14 protein-coding genes are annotated in these 20,067 nt (G+C 71.3%); all 14 read left to right on the top strand.

Annotated elements, in window-relative coordinates; translation table 11 throughout:
• Positions 1-41 precede the first annotated feature (41 nt).
• The gene (locus ABKW26_RS13470; protein WP_348594284.1) at positions 42-1,133 is read left to right on the top strand and encodes a hydroxyacid dehydrogenase; all 1,092 of its coding nucleotides are present in this window, start codon (positions 42-44) and stop codon (positions 1,131-1,133) included.
• The gene (locus tag ABKW26_RS13475; protein WP_348594285.1) at positions 1,130-3,229 is read left to right on the top strand and encodes a DUF2264 domain-containing protein; all 2,100 of its coding nucleotides are present in this window, start codon (positions 1,130-1,132) and stop codon (positions 3,227-3,229) included. Before ABKW26_RS13470 ends, ABKW26_RS13475 begins: the two co-directional genes overlap by 4 nt.
• Positions 3,226-4,533 (top strand): sugar ABC transporter substrate-binding protein, encoded by a 1,308-nt coding sequence (locus tag ABKW26_RS13480; RefSeq protein ID WP_348594286.1) that lies wholly within the window; start codon positions 3,226-3,228, stop codon positions 4,531-4,533. Before ABKW26_RS13475 ends, ABKW26_RS13480 begins: the two co-directional genes overlap by 4 nt.
• Positions 4,534-4,601: 68 nt before the next feature.
• Positions 4,602-5,507: a sugar ABC transporter permease gene (locus ABKW26_RS13485; protein ID WP_348594287.1), complete on the top strand. Its 906-nt coding sequence runs from the start codon at positions 4,602-4,604 to the stop codon at positions 5,505-5,507.
• Positions 5,507-6,403, top strand: a complete 897-nt coding sequence (locus ABKW26_RS13490; RefSeq protein WP_348594288.1) for a carbohydrate ABC transporter permease — start codon at positions 5,507-5,509, stop codon at positions 6,401-6,403. The genes ABKW26_RS13485 and ABKW26_RS13490 overlap by 1 nt, the downstream gene beginning before the upstream one ends.
• Positions 6,400-7,077, top strand: coding sequence for a ferredoxin-NADPH reductase (locus ABKW26_RS13495; RefSeq protein WP_348594289.1), 678 nt, complete (start codon positions 6,400-6,402; stop codon positions 7,075-7,077). The genes ABKW26_RS13490 and ABKW26_RS13495 overlap by 4 nt, the downstream gene beginning before the upstream one ends.
• An 86-nt stretch (positions 7,078-7,163) precedes the next feature.
• Positions 7,164-8,165 (top strand): LacI family DNA-binding transcriptional regulator, encoded by a 1,002-nt coding sequence (locus tag ABKW26_RS13500; RefSeq protein WP_348594290.1) that lies wholly within the window; start codon positions 7,164-7,166, stop codon positions 8,163-8,165.
• Positions 8,166-8,403: 238 nt separating this feature from the next.
• Positions 8,404-9,924 (top strand): ABC transporter substrate-binding protein, encoded by a 1,521-nt coding sequence (locus tag ABKW26_RS13505; RefSeq protein WP_348594291.1) that lies wholly within the window; start codon positions 8,404-8,406, stop codon positions 9,922-9,924.
• A 56-nt stretch (positions 9,925-9,980) separates the two neighbouring features.
• Positions 9,981-10,922, top strand: coding sequence for an ABC transporter permease (locus ABKW26_RS13510; protein WP_348594292.1), 942 nt, complete (start codon positions 9,981-9,983; stop codon positions 10,920-10,922).
• Positions 10,919-12,733 (top strand): dipeptide/oligopeptide/nickel ABC transporter permease/ATP-binding protein, encoded by a 1,815-nt coding sequence (locus ABKW26_RS13515; RefSeq protein ID WP_348594293.1) that lies wholly within the window; start codon positions 10,919-10,921, stop codon positions 12,731-12,733. The genes ABKW26_RS13510 and ABKW26_RS13515 overlap by 4 nt, the downstream gene beginning before the upstream one ends.
• Complete coding sequence (locus ABKW26_RS13520) at positions 12,730-13,593, top strand: ATP-binding cassette domain-containing protein (RefSeq protein ID WP_348594294.1); 864 nt, start codon at positions 12,730-12,732, stop codon at positions 13,591-13,593. Before ABKW26_RS13515 ends, ABKW26_RS13520 begins: the two co-directional genes overlap by 4 nt.
• 76 nt (positions 13,594-13,669) lie before the next feature.
• Positions 13,670-16,171, top strand: a complete 2,502-nt coding sequence (locus ABKW26_RS13525; RefSeq protein WP_348594295.1) for a glycoside hydrolase family 3 C-terminal domain-containing protein — start codon at positions 13,670-13,672, stop codon at positions 16,169-16,171.
• Positions 16,168-17,586: a glycoside hydrolase family 30 beta sandwich domain-containing protein gene (locus ABKW26_RS13530; RefSeq protein ID WP_348594296.1), complete on the top strand. Its 1,419-nt coding sequence runs from the start codon at positions 16,168-16,170 to the stop codon at positions 17,584-17,586. Before ABKW26_RS13525 ends, ABKW26_RS13530 begins: the two co-directional genes overlap by 4 nt.
• 32 nt (positions 17,587-17,618) lie before the next feature.
• Complete coding sequence (locus tag ABKW26_RS13535; RefSeq protein ID WP_348594297.1) at positions 17,619-20,054, top strand: glycoside hydrolase family 2 TIM barrel-domain containing protein; 2,436 nt, start codon at positions 17,619-17,621, stop codon at positions 20,052-20,054.
• Positions 20,055-20,067: the final 13 nt, after the last annotated feature.

Below are 20,067 nucleotides of genomic sequence, written 5' to 3' on the forward strand. Positions count from 1 at the left end.
GGTTGTATGAGCGCATTGCCGGTAAACGATCAGAGATGATCGTGAGGCGATCGATTCAGGCCAAGGACGGTCGGAACGGCTTCGACGACGAAGGGGTGCGCGTGATCGCACGAGGACGCACCACCGATCGGCCGCACGCCCTCCTCGTCATGGACCCGGCGACGTTCGCGCTCCAGTTCCAGGCCGAACAGCTCACGAGGCTCAAGGCCCTCGTCGATCTCGGGGATCCCGTCGTCCTCCACGAGCTCGACACCCCCGAGGCGCACGCACGGCTCGCCGACGTCGAGGTGCTCCTCACCTCCTGGGGCGCCCCCGCGCTCGACGCGACACGGCTCGCCGCGGCCCCACGGCTGCGCGCCGTCCTCCACTGCGCCGGCAGCGTCCGGGGCCTCGTCGGCCCCGAGGCGTGGCGACGAGACCTCGTCGTGAGCAGCGCCGCGGAAGAGAATGCGGTCCCCGTCGCGGAGTACACGCTCGCCGCGATCATCATGGCCGGCAAGAAGGCGCCGTTCCTCGCCGCCACCGCACGCCTCGACCGCGACGGGTGGTCGCAGGCCGCGAGCCGCGGCACCCTCTCCAACCACGGCCGCACCATCGGCATCGTCGGCTTCTCCCGCATCGGCCGACGTGTCGTCGAGCTCCTGCGGATGCTCGACACGGCCGACGTGCTCGTGAGCGACCCGTACGCCGACCCTGCCGCGGTCACCGCCGCCGGCGGAACGCTCGTCCCGCTCGACGAGGTCCTGCGCCGCAGCGAGATCCTCTCCCTCCACGCCCCGGCGCTCGCCGAGACGCACCACATGATCGGGGCCCGCGAGCTCGCGCTCCTGCCCGCCGGAGCGACCCTCGTCAACACCGCCCGGGGCGCTCTCGTCGACCATGACGCCCTGCTCGTCGAGTGCGCCGCAGGGAGGATCGACGCGATCCTCGACGTCACCGAGCCCGAGCCCCTGCCCCAGGGCTCGCGGCTCTACGAGCTGCCGAACGTCATGATCACCCCGCACATCGCCGGCTCCCTCGGCTCCGAGACGCGCCGCATGAGCAACCACGCCCTCGACGAGCTGGAGCGCCTGCTCGACGGCCGCCCGCTGACGACCCCCGTCACGCGCGACGAGCTCACGGTGAGCGCATGAGCCCCGACCGCGCGCCGATCACCGGCTGGAGCCGTGACCGCTGGGCGTCGCTCGCCGACGACATGCTCGCCGCGGTCCGTCCCTTCGCGTCGCCCGGGCACGCCCAGGTGCTGCTCCCGGGCGGCCCAGGCGGCTACGGCGCGGCGGTCGACGGTCTCGAGGGCTTCGCACGGACGTTCCTCCTCGCGGGCTTCCGGCTCGCGGGGGAGCGCGGCCACGACCCCGCCAACCTCGCCGAGTGGTTCGCCGCCGGCATCGCAGCGGGCACCGACCCGTCGAGCCCCGACCGCTGGGTGCGGCTCGAGGAGCACGCCCAGGCGAAGGTCGAGGCGGCGTCGCTCGCGCTCGTCCTCGACCTCACGCGCCCGTGGTTGTGGGACCGGCTCGACCCGCAGGTGCAGGAGCGCGTCGTCGACTACCTCGCGGCCGCCGTGGGGGACGACACGTACCCGCGGATCAACTGGGTGTGGTTCCGCCTCGTCGTGCAGACGTTCCTGCGGTCCGTGGGCGGCCCGCACTCGCTCGACGAGATGGCCGCCGACCTCGCGACGCACGACACCTTCGTCCGCGCCGACGGCTGGCTCGCCGACGGTGCCGAGCGCTCCTACGACCACTACGCCGGGTGGGCGCTGCACCTCTACCCGACGCTCTGGGCGCGGATGGCCGGCGCGACCGACCTGGCCGCCGCCCGCGGAGACACCGATCTCCAGCGCCTCGACCGCTTCCTCCAGGACGCTGTCGAGCTCGTCGGTGCGGACGGTTCGCCGCTCGTCCAGGGCCGCAGCCTCGTCTATCGTTTCGCGGCCGCCGCCCCGTACTGGGTCGGTGCGATCGCGGGTGTCCCGTCGGTGTCGCCGGGCGTCCTGCGCCGAGCGGCGTCCGGTGTCCTCGGGCACTTCGTCGACCACGGCGCTCCCGACGCCGACGGTCTCCTCACGCAGGGCTGGCACCACGCGTGGCCGCGACTGTCGCAGTCCTACTCCGGCCCCGGCTCCCCGTACTGGGCGAGCAAGGGCATGATCGGCCTCGCGCTGCCCGCCGACCACCCCGTGTGGACGGCGACCGAGGAACCGTTGCCGCTCGAGACGGCCGACCGTCTGCGGATCGTGCGTGCTCCCGGCTGGATCGTCTCCGGCACGCGAGCCGACGGGATCGTCCGCGTGGTCAACCACGGGACCGACCACGCGACCGAGGGCGCCCAGGGCGGCGACTCACCCCTCTACGCGCGCATCGGCTACTCGACCGCGACCTCGCCCCTGCTCGACGACGCCGCGTGGCGCGCGCCGCTCGACCAGTCCGTCGTCCTCCTCGACGCCGACGGGAACGCGAGCCACCGCACCGGCATGGTGGTGCTCGGCCTCGCGATCGACGGCGAGACCGCGGACGACCCCGAGGGCGAGGGCGAGACCGCGCCGGACGCGCGGGTCGCCGTCGCCGCCTCGCGCGCCCGGGCGCACTGGCTCGCTCCCGACCCCGACCAGCAGCGCCACGGCTCCGGCCTCCACGGCGAGGCGACGCACGCGGGGACCGTCACGACCGTGTCGCTCGTCCGCGGCGCGTGGGAGGTCCGCCTCGTCCGCGTGGACGACGCCGACCCCGCGGCCACCACCCTCCGGGTGTCGGGCTGGCCCGTGGCAGGGGACGTCGAGCCGACCGCGGTCGTCGACCCCGCGCGCCCCGACGCCCGCGTCACCGGGCCACGGGTGCGGTCCGTGCTCGTCGGGCTCCCGGGGCCGGGGGGCTCCGGACCCGCGACCGCAGGCACGACGACCTCAGCCGACGCGTCCCCGCTCGGACCCGCCGCGCGCACCCCCTGGCTCGCCGGACCCGTCCTCCCCGGCACGTGGTGGGCCGTCGGCGTGGGCCTCCTCGGTCCGGACCGCGACGCCGCACCCCAGCCGGACGACACCACCCAGCTCCAGGTCGACGCGACCGGAGACCACTTCTCCCACGTGCACGTCACGTGGCCCGACGGGGTGCGCACCCGAGTGCGCGTGCCCGTCGGTGACCAGGACGGCGGACACCCCACCGACCTGTACCCGCACACCCCGGCGAGGCACGACGACGTTCCCCGCCACCGAGAGGAGACGCAATGAAGCGCATCGTGACCAAGGGTCAGGCCATGAGGGGAGTCGGCGTCAGCCTGGCGGCCGCTCTGCTCCTGACCGGGTGCGGCGGTGAGTCGGAGAGCCGCGCGGACGGCAAGACGGAGCTGACCATCTCCGTGTGGAACCTCGAGGGCACCCCGGAGTTCAACGCCCTCTTCGACGCCTACGAGGCGGCGAACCCCGACATCGACATCAAGCCGGTCGACATCCTCGCGGACGACTACGCGGAGAAGGTCACCGCGATGCTCGCCGGTGGCGACACCACGGACGTCCTGACGATGAAGAACGTCACCGACTACTCGCGCTACGCCACCCGTGGCCAGCTCGCGGACATCACCGACCTCGCCGAGGCCACGGACCAGGAGGCGCTCGCGGGCCTGGAGAGCTTCGACCAGGACGGCACGTACTTCGCGCTGCCGTACCGGCAGGACTTCTGGGCGCTCTACTACAACAAGACGGTGTTCGACGAGCTCGGCCTCGAGTACCCGGCCGACCTCACGTGGGACGAGTACGTCGACCTCGCCGAGAAGATCACGACCGACGCGGCGGCCGCAGGTCTCACGCCCAGCACGGGCCCGACCGTCTACGGCACCTACCACCACGTGTGGCGCTCGGTCGTCCAGGCGATCTCGGCCGCGCAGACGGGCGACGACCTCGTCGGCGGCGAGTACGAGTTCTTCGAGCCGTACTACGAGCGTGCTCTCGGCCTCCAGGACGCGGGCGCGACGCTCGACTTCTCCAGCGCCAAGTCCCAGCAGGTGACGTACCAGACGATGTTCTCCACCGGTCAGGCAGCGATGCTCCCGATGGGTTCCTGGTACATCAGCTCGCTCCTCGCGAGCGCCGCGAAGGGCGAGACGACCTTCGAGTGGGGCATCGCCCAGATGCCGCAGGAGGACGGGGCCGACTCCGTGACGACCTTCGGTTCACCGACGGCGTTCGCCGTCAACGCGAAGGCCAAGAACACGGACGCCGCGAAGGACTTCGTCGCCTGGGCCGCCGGCCCCGAGGGTGCCAAGGCCGCCGCCTCGATCGGCACCGTGCCCGCGCTGCAGTCCGACGAGATCACCACCGCGTACTTCGCCCTCGAGGGCATGCCGCAGGACGACCTCTCGAAGGCCGCGTTCGAGCCCGACGAGATCGTGCTCGAGATGCCGGTGAGCGAGGTGACGTCCGACGTGGACCAGGTCCTCATGGAGCAGCACGACCTCATCATGACCGGCAGCGTCTCCCTCGAGGACGGCATCGCCGAGATGGGCGAGCGCGTCCGCAACGAGGCGCTGCAGAACTAGCAGCCCGTCCGACGGGACCGGGGGCCACGCCCCCGGTCCCCCCGCAGACCGGTCCGGTCGGAGGAACGATGTCCAAGTCCGCAACCGTCACCTACGCCAACAAGGCGCAGGTGCGGCGCAACACCCTCATCGGCTGGAGCTTCCTCCTGCCGAACTTCATCGGCTTCGCGCTGCTGACGCTCGTGCCCGTCGCGGCGACGTTCTTCATCGCGTTCACCGACTGGGACTCCTACAGCACCCCGGAGCTCGTCGGTCTCGACAACTTCCAGCGCCTGCTCACGGACAAGAACTTCCACGTGGCGCTCTTCAACACGGCGTACTACGCGATCGGCCACATCCCGCTGACGCTCGTCGTCTCCCTGCTCCTCGCGCTCGCGCTCAACCGCAAGATGCGGGGCGTGAACTTCTTCCGCACCGCGGCGTTCTTCCCGTACATCACGTCGATCGTCGCCGTCGCCGTCGTGTGGAACATGCTTCTCAACCCGACGCAGGGGCCGGTCAACCAGTTCCTCATGACGCTCGGCATGGACAACCCGCCGGGATGGACGTCGAGCCCGCAGTGGGCGATGCCCGCCGTCATCATCACGAGCGTGTGGCGGGACATGGGCTACTACATGATCCTCTTCCTCGCCGGGCTCCAGACGATCCCGCCCGAGCTCTACGAGGCCGCGAAGATGGACGGCGCGAGCGCGTGGCAGCGGTTCCGCAACGTGACGATCCCGTCGCTGCGGCCCACGACGTTCTTCGTCCTCATGATGCTCACCATCGGCAGCTTCAAGATCTTCGACCTCGTCGTCGTCATGACCGACGGCGGGCCCGGGCGCAGCACGCTCGTGCTGTCCCAGCTCATCTACCGCGAGGGCATCACCAACGGCCGCTTCGGCTACTCCTCCGCACTCTCCCTGGTGCTGTTCGTGATCGTCCTGTCGATCACCGTCCTCCAGTACCGCCGCAACCAGAAGATGGAGGCGTGATGACCACCGAGCTCGCCGCCGCGCGCGACACGGTCCCCGCACCCCTCGACCCACCGACGAAGTCCGCCGCGAGGCCGGTCCACGGCCTTGCGAAGGTGGGCGGCTACATCGTCCTCGTCGGCATCGCCCTGCTCGTCATGGTGCCGTTCTTCTGGATGATCTCGTCGTCCCTGAAGAACAACAACCAGGTCTTCACCGTGCCCACGCAGTGGATCCCGACCGAGTTCCGGTTCAGCAACTACGCCGACATCTGGACGCGGATCCCGCTCGCCAAGTACCTCGGGAACTCGCTGTTCCTCGCGGTGACCATCACGTTCCTGCAGGTGTTCACGGGGAGCTTCGCGGCCTACGGCTTCTCGAAGGTCCGGTTCCCGGGCCGCGACGGCCTCTTCATCGCCTACATCGCGACGATCGCCGTGCCGTGGCAGGCGTACATGATCCCGCAGTACATCATGATGCAGAAGGCCGGGCTGACGAACACCCACCTGTCGCTCATCCTCCTCCAGGCGTTCGGCGCCTTCGGGGTGTTCCTCATGCGGCAGTACTACCAGTCCATCCCGGACGAGATCGTCGAGGCTGCACGCATCGACGGGCTGAGCGAGTGGGCCATCTACCGGCGCATCATGCTGCCGCTCTCGGTGCCTGCCATCGCGAGCCTCTCGCTCCTGACGTTCGTCGCGACGTGGAACGACTACATGGGTCCGTTCATCTACCTCACCGACAACGACCTGTGGACCATCCAGCTCGGTCTGCGCTCCTTCATCGGCCAGTACGACGCCGAGTACGCCATGATCATGACGGGTTCCGTCCTGTCCGTGCTGCCGATCCTCGTGATCTTCCTCTTCGGCCAGCGCTACTTCATCCAGGGCATCGCGACGAGCGGGCTCAAGGGATGAGCGCCGGCCACGCGCGGGGGAGGGCCGTCGTCGCGCGGGTCTCGCACGAGACGTACGGGCAGGCGTTCGGCACGGTCTACGTGCTCGTCGCGACGAACCTCCTCCTCGTCGCGGCGTGCCTTCCGCTGCTGGTGCCGCTCCTCGTGGTCGCCGACCCTGCCGGCTCGTGGCCGTTCTTCGTGGTCATGAGCACCGTGGTGGCCCCCGCGTTCGCCGCCGCGTGCGCGGTGTTCGCGGAGCTCTCCGCCAACGGGTCCGCCCGTGTGGTGCGCACCTTCACGTCCGCGTGGGTGCGCACCGCCCGCAAGGCGTTCGCGGTCGGGGGCGTCGCGGCGCTCGCGCTGGCCGTCCTCGGCACCGACCTCGTCGCGGCGCGGAGCCATCCGCTCGGCGCGCTCACCGCCCCGGTCTTCGTCGTGCTCGGGGTGCTCGTCGTCGCCGCGTCGATGCTTGCGCTCGTCGCGCTCGCGGAGGATCCCGGCGCCTCGTTGCGGGGCCTGGCGCTGCCGAGCGCGTACCTCGCCGTGCGACGCTGGTACCTCGCGCTCGTCTCGCTCCTGGCGGTCGCGCTGCTCGTCGTCCTCGTCGTCGCGAAGCCTGCGCTCGGCCTCGGACTGCTCTCGGCGCCGATGCTCTACGTCGTGTGGGCGAACTCCCGGTACTGCTGGGCCTGACGGGGAGTCCGCGGGTGGCGCCGGCCCGCGCGCGCCCGTCCGACCGCGCGGAGCGTTATGGTGATGCCCGATCGAGGGGACGACGCATGGCAGCACGACGGGTGACCGCACGGGACGTGGCCCGGCACGCAGGGGTGTCGCAGAGCACGGTGAGCTACGTGCTCAACGACGCCCCGAACCAGACCTTCCCGGAGACCACGCGCGCCAAGGTGCGACAGGCCGCGAAGGAGCTCGGGTACACGCCGTCCGCGGCCGCGCGGGCGCTGCGGCGGGGGACGAGCGAGTCGGTCCTCGTCGTCCTGCCGGACGCCCCGATCGGGGAGAACCTCGCCCGGGCGATCGAAACCATCACCGAGATCGTCGAGCCGCACGGGTACACCGTGGTCTACCGGCGTCAGCAGGACGCCCGGTCGTTGTCGTCGCTGTGGCACGAGCTCATGCCGGCGGCGATCGCCAACCTCGCCGCGTTCCCCGTCGAGGAGCGGGAGCGCATCGAGCAGGCGGGCATCCCCGTCGTCGCGTCGGGCCTCGACTTCGGTGACTCGCAGGTGCTCGGCATGCCCCAGTCCGTCGTGGGCCGGTTGCACGTGCAGCACCTCGTCGATCGTGGTCACCGGCGGATCGCGTTCGCCGCGTCGACGGACCCGAAGGTCGGGGAGTTCCTCACCCGGCGGCTGGAGGGTGTGCGGTCGGAGTGCGCGGAACGCGGACTTCCGGCCCCGGTCGTCGTCGCCGTCCCGCTCGACGAGGACGCTGCCGCCCGCGCGGTCGCCGAGCTCCTCGCCGGACCCGAGCCGGTGACGGCCGTCTCGGCGTACAACGACGAGATCGCCTTCGCGGTCCTCGCGGGGATGCGTCGTCACGGCCTCACCGCTCCCGACGACCTCGCGGTGATCGGCGTGGACAACATCCCGCTGGCGCAGTTCGCCGTCCCTCCGCTGACGACGGTCGACATCCACCCGGACGTCATCGGTCGCAGGATGGGGCGGTTGCTCCTGGAGCGCCTCAAGCCGGAGCTCGTCCTCCCGGCGGCGGCGTCCGAGGCGTCGGCGATGGCTGCGGAGCTCGTGCTCCGACGCAGCACCTGAGTCGTCGGGGGCGCCCACGAATCGCCCGAACCGGGCCGTTCTGCCGCCCTCGGGCGGTGTCGATATCACCTTCTGGTAACGAGCCTTGCCGTGACGTGGGTCACCGCGTATGGTCGCTCATACGTCACACTGATACGTCACAGTAGATCGGTGGCCCAGAACCGTTCGCGGGTGGCGTGCAGGGACGACACCCCGGTCCGCGGGGTCCACATCAAGGGAGATGACCATGCGACGAGGCATGACTGCGTTCGGAGTGGCAGGCCTGCTGCTCCTCACCACCACCACCGCCTGCGGCGGCGGCAGCGACGACGCCGGGAGCGGCTCGGCCGGCGGGACGGGCTCGCTGGTCCTCGGACAGTCGGGCATCCCGATCTCGTACGACGTCCAGGGCTACGCCTCCGGACAGCAGACCCAGTACTTCACCGCCGTGTTCGACACGCTGCTCCGCCAGGACGGCGAGGGCGAGATCGTCCCCGGCATCGCGACCGAGTGGTCCTACGACGACACCCGGACGGTCCTCACGCTCACCCTCACCGAGGGGATCACCTTCACCGACGGGGTCGCGCTCGACGCCGACGCGGTCGTCGCGAACATCGAGCACTTCCGCTCGTCCAGCACGCCCGACCTCTCCAACGCCGCGTTCGTCGCCGGCGTCGCGGCCACCGACCCCACGCACGTCGTCATCACGCTCTCCCAGCCCGACCCGATGATGCTCAACTGGCTCACCCAGCCCCTCGGCTACATGTCGTCGCCCGACTCGTGGGACAACCCCGACGTCGCGACCAACCCCGTCGGCAGCGGCCCGTACGTCCTCGACGCCGAGGCCACCGTCGTCGGCTCCACGTACGAGTTCGACAAGAACCCCGACTACTGGGACGAGTCGTTCGAGCGCTACGACACCCTCACCATGAACTACTACGCCGACCAGTCGGCCCTCCTCAACGCCCTCCAGGGCGGACAGGTGGACGCAGCCTCGTTCAGCAACTTCTCCTCGCTCGAGCAGGTCGAGTCCGCCGGGTACGACGTCAACACCGCGCAGCTCGACTGGGAAGGCCTCATGCTGCTCGACCGCGACGGCTCCGTCGCCCCCGAGCTGGCCGACGTGCGCGTCCGGCAGGCCATCAACTACGCGATCGACAAGGAAGGCATCCTCTCCGCCATCCTCCTCGACCACGGCTCACCGACGAGCCAGATCTTCGGCCCCGCGACCGACGGGTACGTCGAAGAGCTCGACAGCGCCTACGCGTTCGACCCCGACAAGGCCCGCGACCTCCTCGCCGAGGCCGGGTACGCCGACGGCATCGAGCTGAGCATGCCCACAGCAGCCGGGATCGACTCCAGCATGCTCACGCAGGTCCAGCAGCAGCTCGCCGACGTCGGCATCACCGTGAGCTACACGGACGTCGGCACCAACCTCATCTCGGACATCATGGGCGCCAAGTACCCCGCCACCTGGTTCCGCCTCGCGTCGGCGAGCGACTGGCAGACCGCCACGTTCGCCATCACGCCCGACGCCCTCTTCAACTCCTTCAAGACGACGACCCCCGAGGTCGCGGAGCTGCTCGTCACCCTGCAGACCGGCACCGAGGACGAGGCCGCCACCGCAGCCCAGGACCTCAACCGCTACATCGTCGAGGAGGCGTGGTTCGCGCCGTTCTACTTCGTCGACAACATCTACGTCAGCAAGCCGACGGTCGACGTGACCATGGCCGCCGACATGGTGGTCCCGTACATCTACCTCATCCAGCCCGCAGCCTGACGCGGCCGGGGGGCAGGCCTCGCAGCCTGCCCCCCACAGCGCTCGGAGGAGCTCCCATGGTCACCTTCCTCGCCCGACGCCTGCTGACCGGCATCGCCATGCTCCTGGTCATCAGCGCCCTGGCATTCGTCCTTCTCTACCTCACCGGCACGGACATCGCCCGCAGCCTGCTCGGGGACAACGCCTCCGAGGCGGCCGTCGCCCTCCGAGCCCAGCAGCTCGGCCTCGACGACCCGCTCCTCTCGCGCTACGCCGACTGGCTCGGAGGCGCCGTCCAGGGCGACCTCGGGACGTCATGGTTCAGCGGTGCGCCCGTGATCGACGTCCTCGGCTCGCGGCTCGGGGTGACGCTCTCCCTCGTCGTGATCTCCACGCTCATCTCGGCCGTCGTCGCCACCACGCTCGGCGTGTGGGCCGCAGTGCGACGGGGCTGGGTCGACCGCGTCGTCCAGTTCGTCTCCCTCGGCGGCGCCGCCGTCCCCAACTACCTCATCGCCCTCGGTCTCGTCACCCTCTTCGCGATCAACCTCGGATGGTTCGCGCCCACCGGGTACACGCGTCCCGAGGACTCGATCGGGAAGTGGGCCGCCTCGATCACGCTGCCCGTCCTCGCCCTGACCATCGGCTGCATCGCCGGCACCGCCCAGCAGGTCCGGTCCGCCATGATCGACGCGCTGCGCCAGGACTACGTCCGCACGCTCCGCAGCCGCGGCCTCTCCCAGCGCTCCGTCATCTACAAGCACGTGCTGCGCAACGCCGCCGGCCCCGGGCTGTCCGTCCTCGCCCTGCAGTTCGTCGGGCTCCTCGGCGGCGCCGTGATCATCGAGCAGATGTTCGCCGTCCCCGGCCTCGGCTCGCTGTCCGTCTCCAGCACCGTCCAGGGCGACATCCCCGTGATCATGGGCGTCGTCGTGGTCGTGGCCATCATCGTCATCGTCGTCAACGTGATCATCGACATCGCTCACGGCTGGCTCAACCCGAAGGCGCGTGTCTCATGAGCGACCTGCCCCCCATCGCCCTCCCGCCCGACACCCGGTCCCCGGACGCCTCCCTCGCCCAGCGGCTGCTGCGCGACCCGCTCGGTCTCGTCTCGCTCGTGTTCCTCGGGGTCGTCGTGCTCGCAGCGGTCTTCGCGCCCCTGCTCACGTCGCACGACCCGGGCGTCGCCGTGCTGCAGGACGTGCTCGGCGACCCCGGCGACGGCCACCTCCTCGGCGGGGACAGCGCCGGCCGCGACGTCTTCGCACGACTGCTCTACGGCAGCCGCTTCAGCCTCCTCGGCGCCGCGCTCGCGCTCGCCGTCGCGGTGCTCGTCGGTGGCGTGAGCGGCCTCGTCGCCGGCTACTTCGGCAAGTGGTTCGACACCCTCGCGTCCGGTGCCGCCGCCGTCCTCATGGCCCTGCCCGGCATGGTCGTCCTGCTCGCCGCCCGGTCCGTCATCGGCAGCTCGGCCTGGTGGGCGATGGCGATCTTCGGCATCCTCCTCTCGGCGTCGGTCTTCCGGCTCGTGCGCCAGACCGTCCAGTCCGTCCGCAACGAGCTCTACGTCGACGCCGCGCGCGTCGCCGGGCTGTCCGACCTGCGGATCATCTTCCGGCACGTGCTGCGCGTCGTCCGGGCGCCCATCATCATCCAGGCCGGGTTCATCGCCTCCGTCGCCATCGCGATCCAGGCCGGCCTCGAGTTCCTCGGCCTCGGCGACATGTCGATCCCCACGTGGGGCAGCATGCTCAACGACGGCTTCTCCCGCATCTACCAGCAGCCGCTGCTCATCCTCTGGCCCAGCCTGACGATCGCGCTCGTGTGCCTCGCGCTGACCCTCGTCGCCAACGCCCTCCGGGACGCCCTCGAGAGCACCTCGAGCCGGCGGCGCGCCGTGACCCTGGCCGTCCCGGTCGACACGGTCGACGAGACGAGCCCCGCAGCCGGGACCGCGCCGACAGCGGACGACGACCGGACGGTCCTGCGCGTCGAGGGCCTGCGCGTCGGGTACGCCATGCCGGACGGTTCCACGAAGGAGATCGTCCACGGCATCGACCTCGACGTCCGGCGCGGCGAGGTCGTCGGCCTCATCGGCGAGTCGGGCTCGGGCAAGACCCAGTCCGCCTTCGCCGTCATGAAGCTCCTCCCCGAGGGCGGCGGCATCCTCGGCGGCCGCGTCCTGTGGAAGGGGCGCGACCTGGCCCGGCTCTCGGAGCGCGACATGACGCGGATCCGCGGCAAGGAGATCGCCTACGTCCCGCAGGAGCCGATGAGCAACCTCGACCCGTCGTTCACCATCGGCACCCAGCTCGTCGAGCCGATGCGGATCCACCTCGGGCTGAACAGGGCGCAGGCCCGCACCCGGGCCATCGAGCTCCTCGGCCGCGTCGGCATCCAGAACCCGGAACGCGTGTTCCGGTCCCACCCGCACCAGGTGTCCGGCGGCATGGCGCAGCGCGTCCTCATCGCCGGGGCGATCAGCTGCGAGCCCGAGCTGCTCATCGCGGACGAGCCGACCACCGCCCTCGACGTCACCGTCCAGGCCGACATCCTCGACCTGCTGCGCGACCTCCAGGACGACTTCGACATGGGCGTCCTGCTCGTCACGCACAACTTCGGCGTGGTCGCCGACCTCTGCGACCGGGTCGCCGTCATGCGCGAGGGCCACATCGTCGAGCGCGGGTCCACGCGGGACATCTTCGTCGCGCACGAGCACCCGTACACGACCCAGCTCTTCGACGCGATCCTCACGCCGGAGAACACCCGGCACCCCTACCAGGCGCCCTACCTCCCGACAGCCCCGCGCACGGAAGCGAGCACGTCATGACCGAGCCACTCCTGCAGATGCGGGACGTCGTCGTGGAGTACCCGAGCAAGGGCCTCCGCTCCAAGCCGTTCCGGGCGCTCAAGGGCGTCAGCCTCGACATCCGACCGGGCGAGTGCGTCGGCCTGGTGGGCGAGTCCGGTTCCGGGAAGACGACCCTCGGGCGGGCCGTCCTCGGCCTCGCCCCGGTCACCGGCGGCTCCATCCGCTTCGACGGCCGCGAGCTCACCGCGATGAGCTCCCGCGAGCGCCGGGGCATGGGCAGCGACATCCAGGTCGTGTTCCAGGACCCGTACACGTCGCTCAACCCGTCCATGACGATCGGCGACATCCTCGCCGAGCCCCTCACGGCCCGGGACGTGGGCCGCAAGGCCGCGCAGTCGCGCGTCGCCGAGCTGCTCGAACAGGTGCGCCTGCCGGCCGACGCCGCGCGCCGGCTCCCGCGGGAGTTCAGCGGCGGGCAGCGCCAGCGCGTCGCCATCGCACGGGCGCTCGCGCTCGACCCGCGCCTCATCATCTGCGACGAGCCCGTCTCGGCGCTCGACCTGTCGACCCAGGCGCGCGTCCTCGACCTCTTCGTCGAGATCCAGGAGCGCACCGGCGTCGCGTACCTCTTCGTCACGCACGACCTCGAGGTGGTGCGCAACGTCAGCCACCGCGTGGCCGTCATGTACCAGGGCGAGATCGTCGAGCGCGGCGAGACGGCGGACGTCACGTCGGCGCCCGAGCACCCGTACACGCAGCGCCTGTGGATGGCGTCGCCCGTCCCCGACCCGGTCGCGCAGGAGCGGCGGCGCGCCGAGCGCCAGCGCCTGCTCGCCGTGCAGGCAGAGCAGGACCAGCAAGCCGGCGCGGTCGCCTAGACCAGCGCGGACGGTGCCGTCCGCGACCCGCCTGCTCCCCACGATCGACACGTTCCCGTCCCCGAAAGGCCTCACCATGCCCGACGACAGCTCGCCCCGCCCGACCTCCGACGACCTCTCCCTCGGCTCACCCAGGCTCGCCGAGCTGCTGGCCCGCCTCACCCTCGAGGAGAAGGTGCAGCTCCTCACCGGGCGCGACTTCTGGACCACGTGGCCGATCGAGAAGATCGGGCTGCGCCGGCTCCTCGTGTCCGACGGGCCGTCCGGGGTGCGCGGCGAGGTGTGGGACGAGCGCTCGCCGTCGCTCAACCTGCCGTCGGCCTCGGCGCTGTCCTCCTCGTGGGACCCGGCGGTCGCGCGTCGCTACGGCAACGTCTCCGCGCAGGAGGCCCGCCGCAAGGGCGTCGACGTCGTCCTCGGACCGACGATCAACCTCCACCGCTCGCCGCTCGGCGGGCGTCACTTCGAGGCGTTCAGCGAGGACCCGGTGCTCACCGCCGACCTCGCCGCGGCCTATGTGGAGGGCGTGCAGGAGAAGGGCGTCGGGGCCACCCCCAAGCACTACATCGCCAACGACTACGAGACGGACCGCTTCACGGCGAGCACCGAGGTCTCGGAGCGCGCGCTGCGGGAGCTCTACCTGCTCGCGTTCGAGAAGCCGGTCGTCGATGCCGGCGCGTGGCTCGTCATGTCGTCGTACAACGCGGTCAACGGTGTCACCGTGACGGAGCACGAGCTCCTGCGCACTCCGTTGAAGGACGAGTGGGGCTTCGACGGCGTCGTCATCAGCGACTGGACCGCCGTCCGCAGCGTCGAGTCGGCCGCGGCCGCGCAGGACCTCGTCATGCCCGGACCGGACGGTCCGTGGGGGCAGGCCCTCGTCGACGCCGTCCGGGACGGCCGCATCGCTGAGTCGGCGATCGACGAGAAGGTGCTGCGGATCCTCCTGCTCGCGGCCCGCGTCGGTGCGCTCGAGGGCTTCGAGCCGAGCCTGACCAGCGACGCCGCGCCCCTGGACGGGATCGCGTTCGCGCGCGAGGCCGCCGCCGAGGGCACCGTCCTGCTCACCAACGACGGGATCCTCCCGCTCGACCCGGCGGCGCTCTCGCGCGTCGCGGTCATCGGGCACAACGCCCAGCACGCGCGCACCCAGGGTGGCGGCTCGGCCACCGTCCTCCCCGAGGCGGTCGTCACCCCGCTCGACGGTCTGCGGTCCGCGCTGCCCGGCGTCGAGGTCACGTACGCCGTGGGGGCCGTGGTCCAGCAGGGCATCGCCGAGCTGCCGCTCGCGCAGGTGACCAACCCCGCCACCGCGCAGCACGGCATGCTCGTCCGCTTCCTCGACGCTGCCGGCGACGAGGTGTTCCGCGAGGACCGCCTGGCCACGTCGCTCGTCTACTTCGGCGGCGACGCCCCCGTGAGCACCGCGAGCACGGTCGAGCTCTCGCTCACGTGGACGCCCGACGTCACGGGCGAGGTGCTCCTCGGCTTCTCGACCGTCGGCCACGGGCGGATCTACGTCGGCGACGAGCTGCTGCTCGAGGACAGCGCCGAGGCCGTCGGCACGGACCTCGGGGCGAGCTTCCTCTCGCCGCCGTCCATCTCCGCGCCGGTCGCGGTGGCCGCGGGCGTGCCCGTCGACGTGCGCGTCGAGTACGACCTCGCCTCGCGTGACTCGGTGCTCGCCGGAGTCTTCACCATCACCCTCGGGCTCGAGCCGGACACCAGCTCACCCGAGGCGCTGCTCGCCGAGGCGGTCGCTGCGGCGTCGGCGGCCGACGTCGCCGTCGTCGTCGTGGGCACGAACTCCCAGGTCGAGTCCGAAGGCTTCGACCGGACCGACCTCGCGCTCCCGGGCCGCCAGGACGAGCTCGTGCGGGCCGTCCTCGCGACGGGCACACCGGTCGTCGTCGTGGTGAACGCCGGCTCTCCGGTGCTGCTGCCCTGGCGGGACGACGTCGCGGCCGTGGTCCTGCCGTACTTCGGCGGACAGGAGATGGGCGACGCTCTTGCCGACGTCCTGCTCGGGCTCGTGGAGCCCGGCGGTCGCCTGCCCACCACGTGGCCCCGGGCGCAGGCCGACGTCCCGGTGCTCGACGTCACCCCGGTGGACGGCCTCGTCACGTACGACGAGGGCATCCACATCGGCTACCGCGCCTGGCTCAAGGCAGGGACCGAGCCCGCATACGCGTTCGGTCACGGGCTCGGGTACACCACGTGGGAGCTCGCCGACCTCCGGGTCGAGGGCGCACTGACGCCGGGGTCCGGAGCCGCCGTCCACCTCACCGTGACGAACACGGGTGACCGGGCCGGCAAGCAGGTCGTCCAGGTGTACCTCTCCCGTGCGGAGACCGCAGTCGACCGTCCCGTGCGCTGGCTCGCCGCCCACACGGTGGTGCGCGCGGCGCCGGGCGAGACGGTCGCGGTGTCCGTGCCGGTCCACGCCCGGGCGGCCGCACACTGGCAGGACGGCGCATGGCAGCACGAGCCGGGCACCTTCCGTGTCGAGGTCGGGACCTCCGTGCTCGACCTGCCGCTGCAGGCCGACGTGGAGCTGGACGAGGAGGACGCAGCATGAGCACCGCAGGACGCACGACCGCACCGCGCCCGACGACTGCGCAGTGGGTCGTCACGACGGAGTCCGAGCCCTGGCAGTCCCGCGAGGTCCCGGCGGCAGGACCGGTGACGGCCATGCCGGACGTCTTCGTCGAGATCGGCTCCCCGGCACAGACGATCGAGGGCTTCGGGGCGTCCTTCAACGAGCTCGGGTGGACCGCGCTCCAGGCGCTCGACGCCGAGCAGCGTGCGGAGATCCTCGACGAGCTCTTCACGCCGGGGGTCGGCGCGAACCTCACGCTGTGTCGCATGCCCGTCGGTGCGAACGACTTCTCGCGGGACTGGTACTCCTACGACGAGGTCGCCGGTGACCTCGAGCTCGAGCACTTCAGCATCGCCAACGACCTCGAGACGCTCGTCCCGTTCATCCGCGCGGCCCAGGAGCGCCAGCCGAGCCTTCGGCTGTGGGCGTCCCCGTGGAGCCCTCCGACCTGGATGAAGACGACCGGGCACTACGCCGGCGCGCTGCCGATGCCCGGTCTCCAGGATGTCGAGAACGGCCTCGAGCCCCACCAGGTGGGGCGCGAGGGCACGGACATGTTCTGCACGGAGGAGCCGTACCTCAGCGCCTACGCCGCGTACTTCGGCCGGTTCGTCGACGCGTACCGGGAGCTGGGCATCGGGGTCGAGATGGTCATGCCCCAGAACGAGTTCAACTCGCCCCAGGTGTTCCCCAGCTGCACGTGGACCCCCGAAGGGCTCGCCCTCTTCATCGCCCGCCTCGGCCCCGAGATGGAGCGGCGCGGCGTCCAGGTGTTCCTCGGCACGCTCGAGCGCGGCGACGACAGCCTCGTCCAGCGCGTCCTCGACGACCCCGTGGCAGCGAGGTACGTGCGCGGCGTCGGGATCCAGTGGGCGGGCAAGCGTGCTCTGCCGCACGTGCACCACGACCACCCGGACCTCACGATCTACCAGACCGAGCAGGAGTGCGGGGACGGCCTCAACGACTGGCGGTACTGCCGGTACGCGTGGACGCTCATGAAGCAGTTCTTCGCCCACGGTGCCAGCGCCTACATGTACTGGAACATCGCCCTCGAACGCGGCGGGCTGAGCCGGTGGGGCTGGGCGCAGAACTCGTTCGTCACCGTCGACACCGCTGCGGCGACGTACACTTTCAACCACGAGTACTACCTCTTCAAGCACGTCAGCCACTTCCTCGACGCAGGCGCCCGCGTCGTCCCCACGTCCAGCTACACCGGATTCGAGAACCAGGTCGCCTTCGTCAACCCGGACGGGACGCTCGTCGTCATCGTCCAGAACGACACCCGCGAGGACCGGGCCGTCCGCTTCCTCGTCGACGGGCAGCTCTTCACGCCGACGCTGCCGGCCGACTCCTTCAGCACGTTCGTGCTGCCCTCGGCACCGCCCGCGGCCTGACGACCAGCACCCTCGACGATCGGAGACACCTCGTGACAGGTACGTCCTTCAACGACAGCTGGTCCTACCGGGCGCCGCTCGGCCCGTTCGCGGCCGCGAACGGCGAGGGCGCGACGCTCACGCCCGCGCGCCTGCCGCACGACGCGCTGCGCGACGCCGAGCGGACCCCCACCGCCCCCTCGAAGGGCGGCGGGGCGTACTACCCGGCCGGCGCGTACACCTACCTCAAGACCTTCGACGTCCCCGCGGGCTGGGCGGGCAAGGTCGTGCGCCTGGAGGTCCAGGGGGCGTACCGCCACGCGATGGTCTTCCTCAACGACGAGCACGCGGGCAACCGCGCCGACGGCTACACCCGCTTCTTCGTCGACCTCACGCCCTACCTGCGGTTCGGCGAGGAGAACACGCTGCGCATCGAGGTGCGCTCGGGAGAGGACTCCCGCTGGTACTCCGGTGCCGGGCTGCACCGACCGGTCGTGCTGCACGTCGACGAGCCGGTGCACGTGGTCCCCGACGGCGTCCGCGTCACGACGGTGCGGATCGAGGACGACCAGGCTGTCGTCGAGGTGGCCGCGACGGTGGTCAACCGGGGGATGACGACCGCCGCGCTCACCGTGACGACCGACGTCACGGACCCCGCCGGGGAACGCGTCGAGGGAGATGCCAGCCCGCTGACCCTCGCGCCCGGGCGGACCGCCGTGGTCCGGCACCGCCTGTACCTCGCGGACGCTGCGCTGTGGAGCGTCGACTCCCCGTCGCTCTACTCGGTGCGCACCAGCCTCGGGCAGCCTGCCGAGGACGTGATGACGACCTTCGGCGTCCGCACCGTGACCGTGGACCCCCGCAAGGGGCTGCGGATCAACGGCGAGAGCGTCCTGCTGCGCGGCGCGTGCATCCACAGCGACAACGGCCCCCTCGGCGCCGCGTCGATCGCGCGCGCCGAAGAGCGTCGCGTCGAGCTGCTCAAGGCGGCGGGGTTCAACGCGATCCGCTCCGCCCACAACCCCGCGTCGCCGTCGCTGCTCGATGCGTGCGACCGGCTCGGCATGCTCGTCATGGACGAGGCCTTCGACATGTGGACCCGCGGCAAGACCCCGAACGACTATGCGCTGGACTTCCCGCAGTGGTGGGCAGCCGACCTCGGGTCCATGGTCGCCAAGGACTACAACCACCCGAGCGTCATCCTCTACTCGATCGGCAACGAGATCGTCGAGGTCGGCACCCCGCACGGCTCCGCCCTGGCCCGCGACATGGCCGAGCACGTCCGCACGCTGGACCCCACGCGCCCGGTCACCAACGGCATCAACGCCGCGCTGGCCGTCATGGACGAGCTCTCCGACATCCTCGCAGCCGACCAAGGGCTCAACGAGATGATGAGCGACATGGGCGAGGGCATGAGCGCCATCGGCTCCTCCGACGCGGTGACGCGCCGCACGGCCGAGTCGAGCTCGGTGCTCGACGTCCTCGGTCTCAACTACGCCGACGGGCGCTACGCCCAGGACGCGGAGCTCTTCCCGCACCGCGTGATCGTGGGCTCCGAGACGTTCCCGTCGCAGATCGGCGCCCTGTGGCCCAAGGTGCTCGCCCACCCCAACGTCATCGGGGACTTCACCTGGACCGGCTGGGACTACCTCGGCGAGGTCGGCATCGGTGCGACCGCGTACGCGCAGGACACCGGCGCCGTCGCCGCGCTCGAGCGCGAGTACCCGTACCTCACGGCGTGGTGCGGCGACCTCGACATCACCGGCTGGCGCCGACCCGTGTCCTACTACCGCGAGATCGTCTTCGGGCTGCGTACGCAGCCGGCGATCGCGGTCGTCCGGCCCGAGCGCCACGGGCAGACGGTGACCATGCAGTCGCCGTGGGCGTGGAGCGACTCGGTCTCCTCGTGGACCTGGCCGGGGTACGAGGGCAGCCCCGTCACCGTCGAGGTCGCCGCGGACGCGGACGAGGTCGCACTGCTCCTCGACGGCGCGGAGGTCGCCCGGGGACCCGTGGGCGGTGCGCGGCCGATGCTCGTGACGTTCGAGACCGTCTACCGGCCCGGTGAGCTCATGGCGGTCGCCTACCGCAGGGGCGCCGAGACCGGGCGGACCTCGATCCTCTCGGCGCAGGGCCCGACGACGCTGGTCGCGACCGCGGACCGCACCACCCTGCGCGGCGACGACACCGATCTCGCCTACGTCGCGATCGAGCTGCGCGACGCCGCTGGCGTCCTCGTGACCGGCGCCGACGTCACGGTCACCGTCGACGTCACGGGTGCCGGGATCCTCGCCGGGCTCGCGAGCGGCAACCCCACGACGACCGAACGCTTCGACGCCGTCACCCGCACGACCTTTGACGGCCGGGCGCTCGCCGTGGTCCGCCCCACCGGCGAGGGGGCGATCGAGGTGACCGTGACCGCGGAGGGCACGGCGCCGGCGACCGTCCTGTTGTGGGCCGGCGCGAGCGCCGCCGGCCCGAGAACCTGATCCTGTCCACGAA

This window comes from Sanguibacter sp. 25GB23B1 (genome assembly GCF_040012415.1).
Lineage (GTDB): Bacteria > Actinomycetota > Actinomycetes > Actinomycetales > Cellulomonadaceae > Sanguibacter.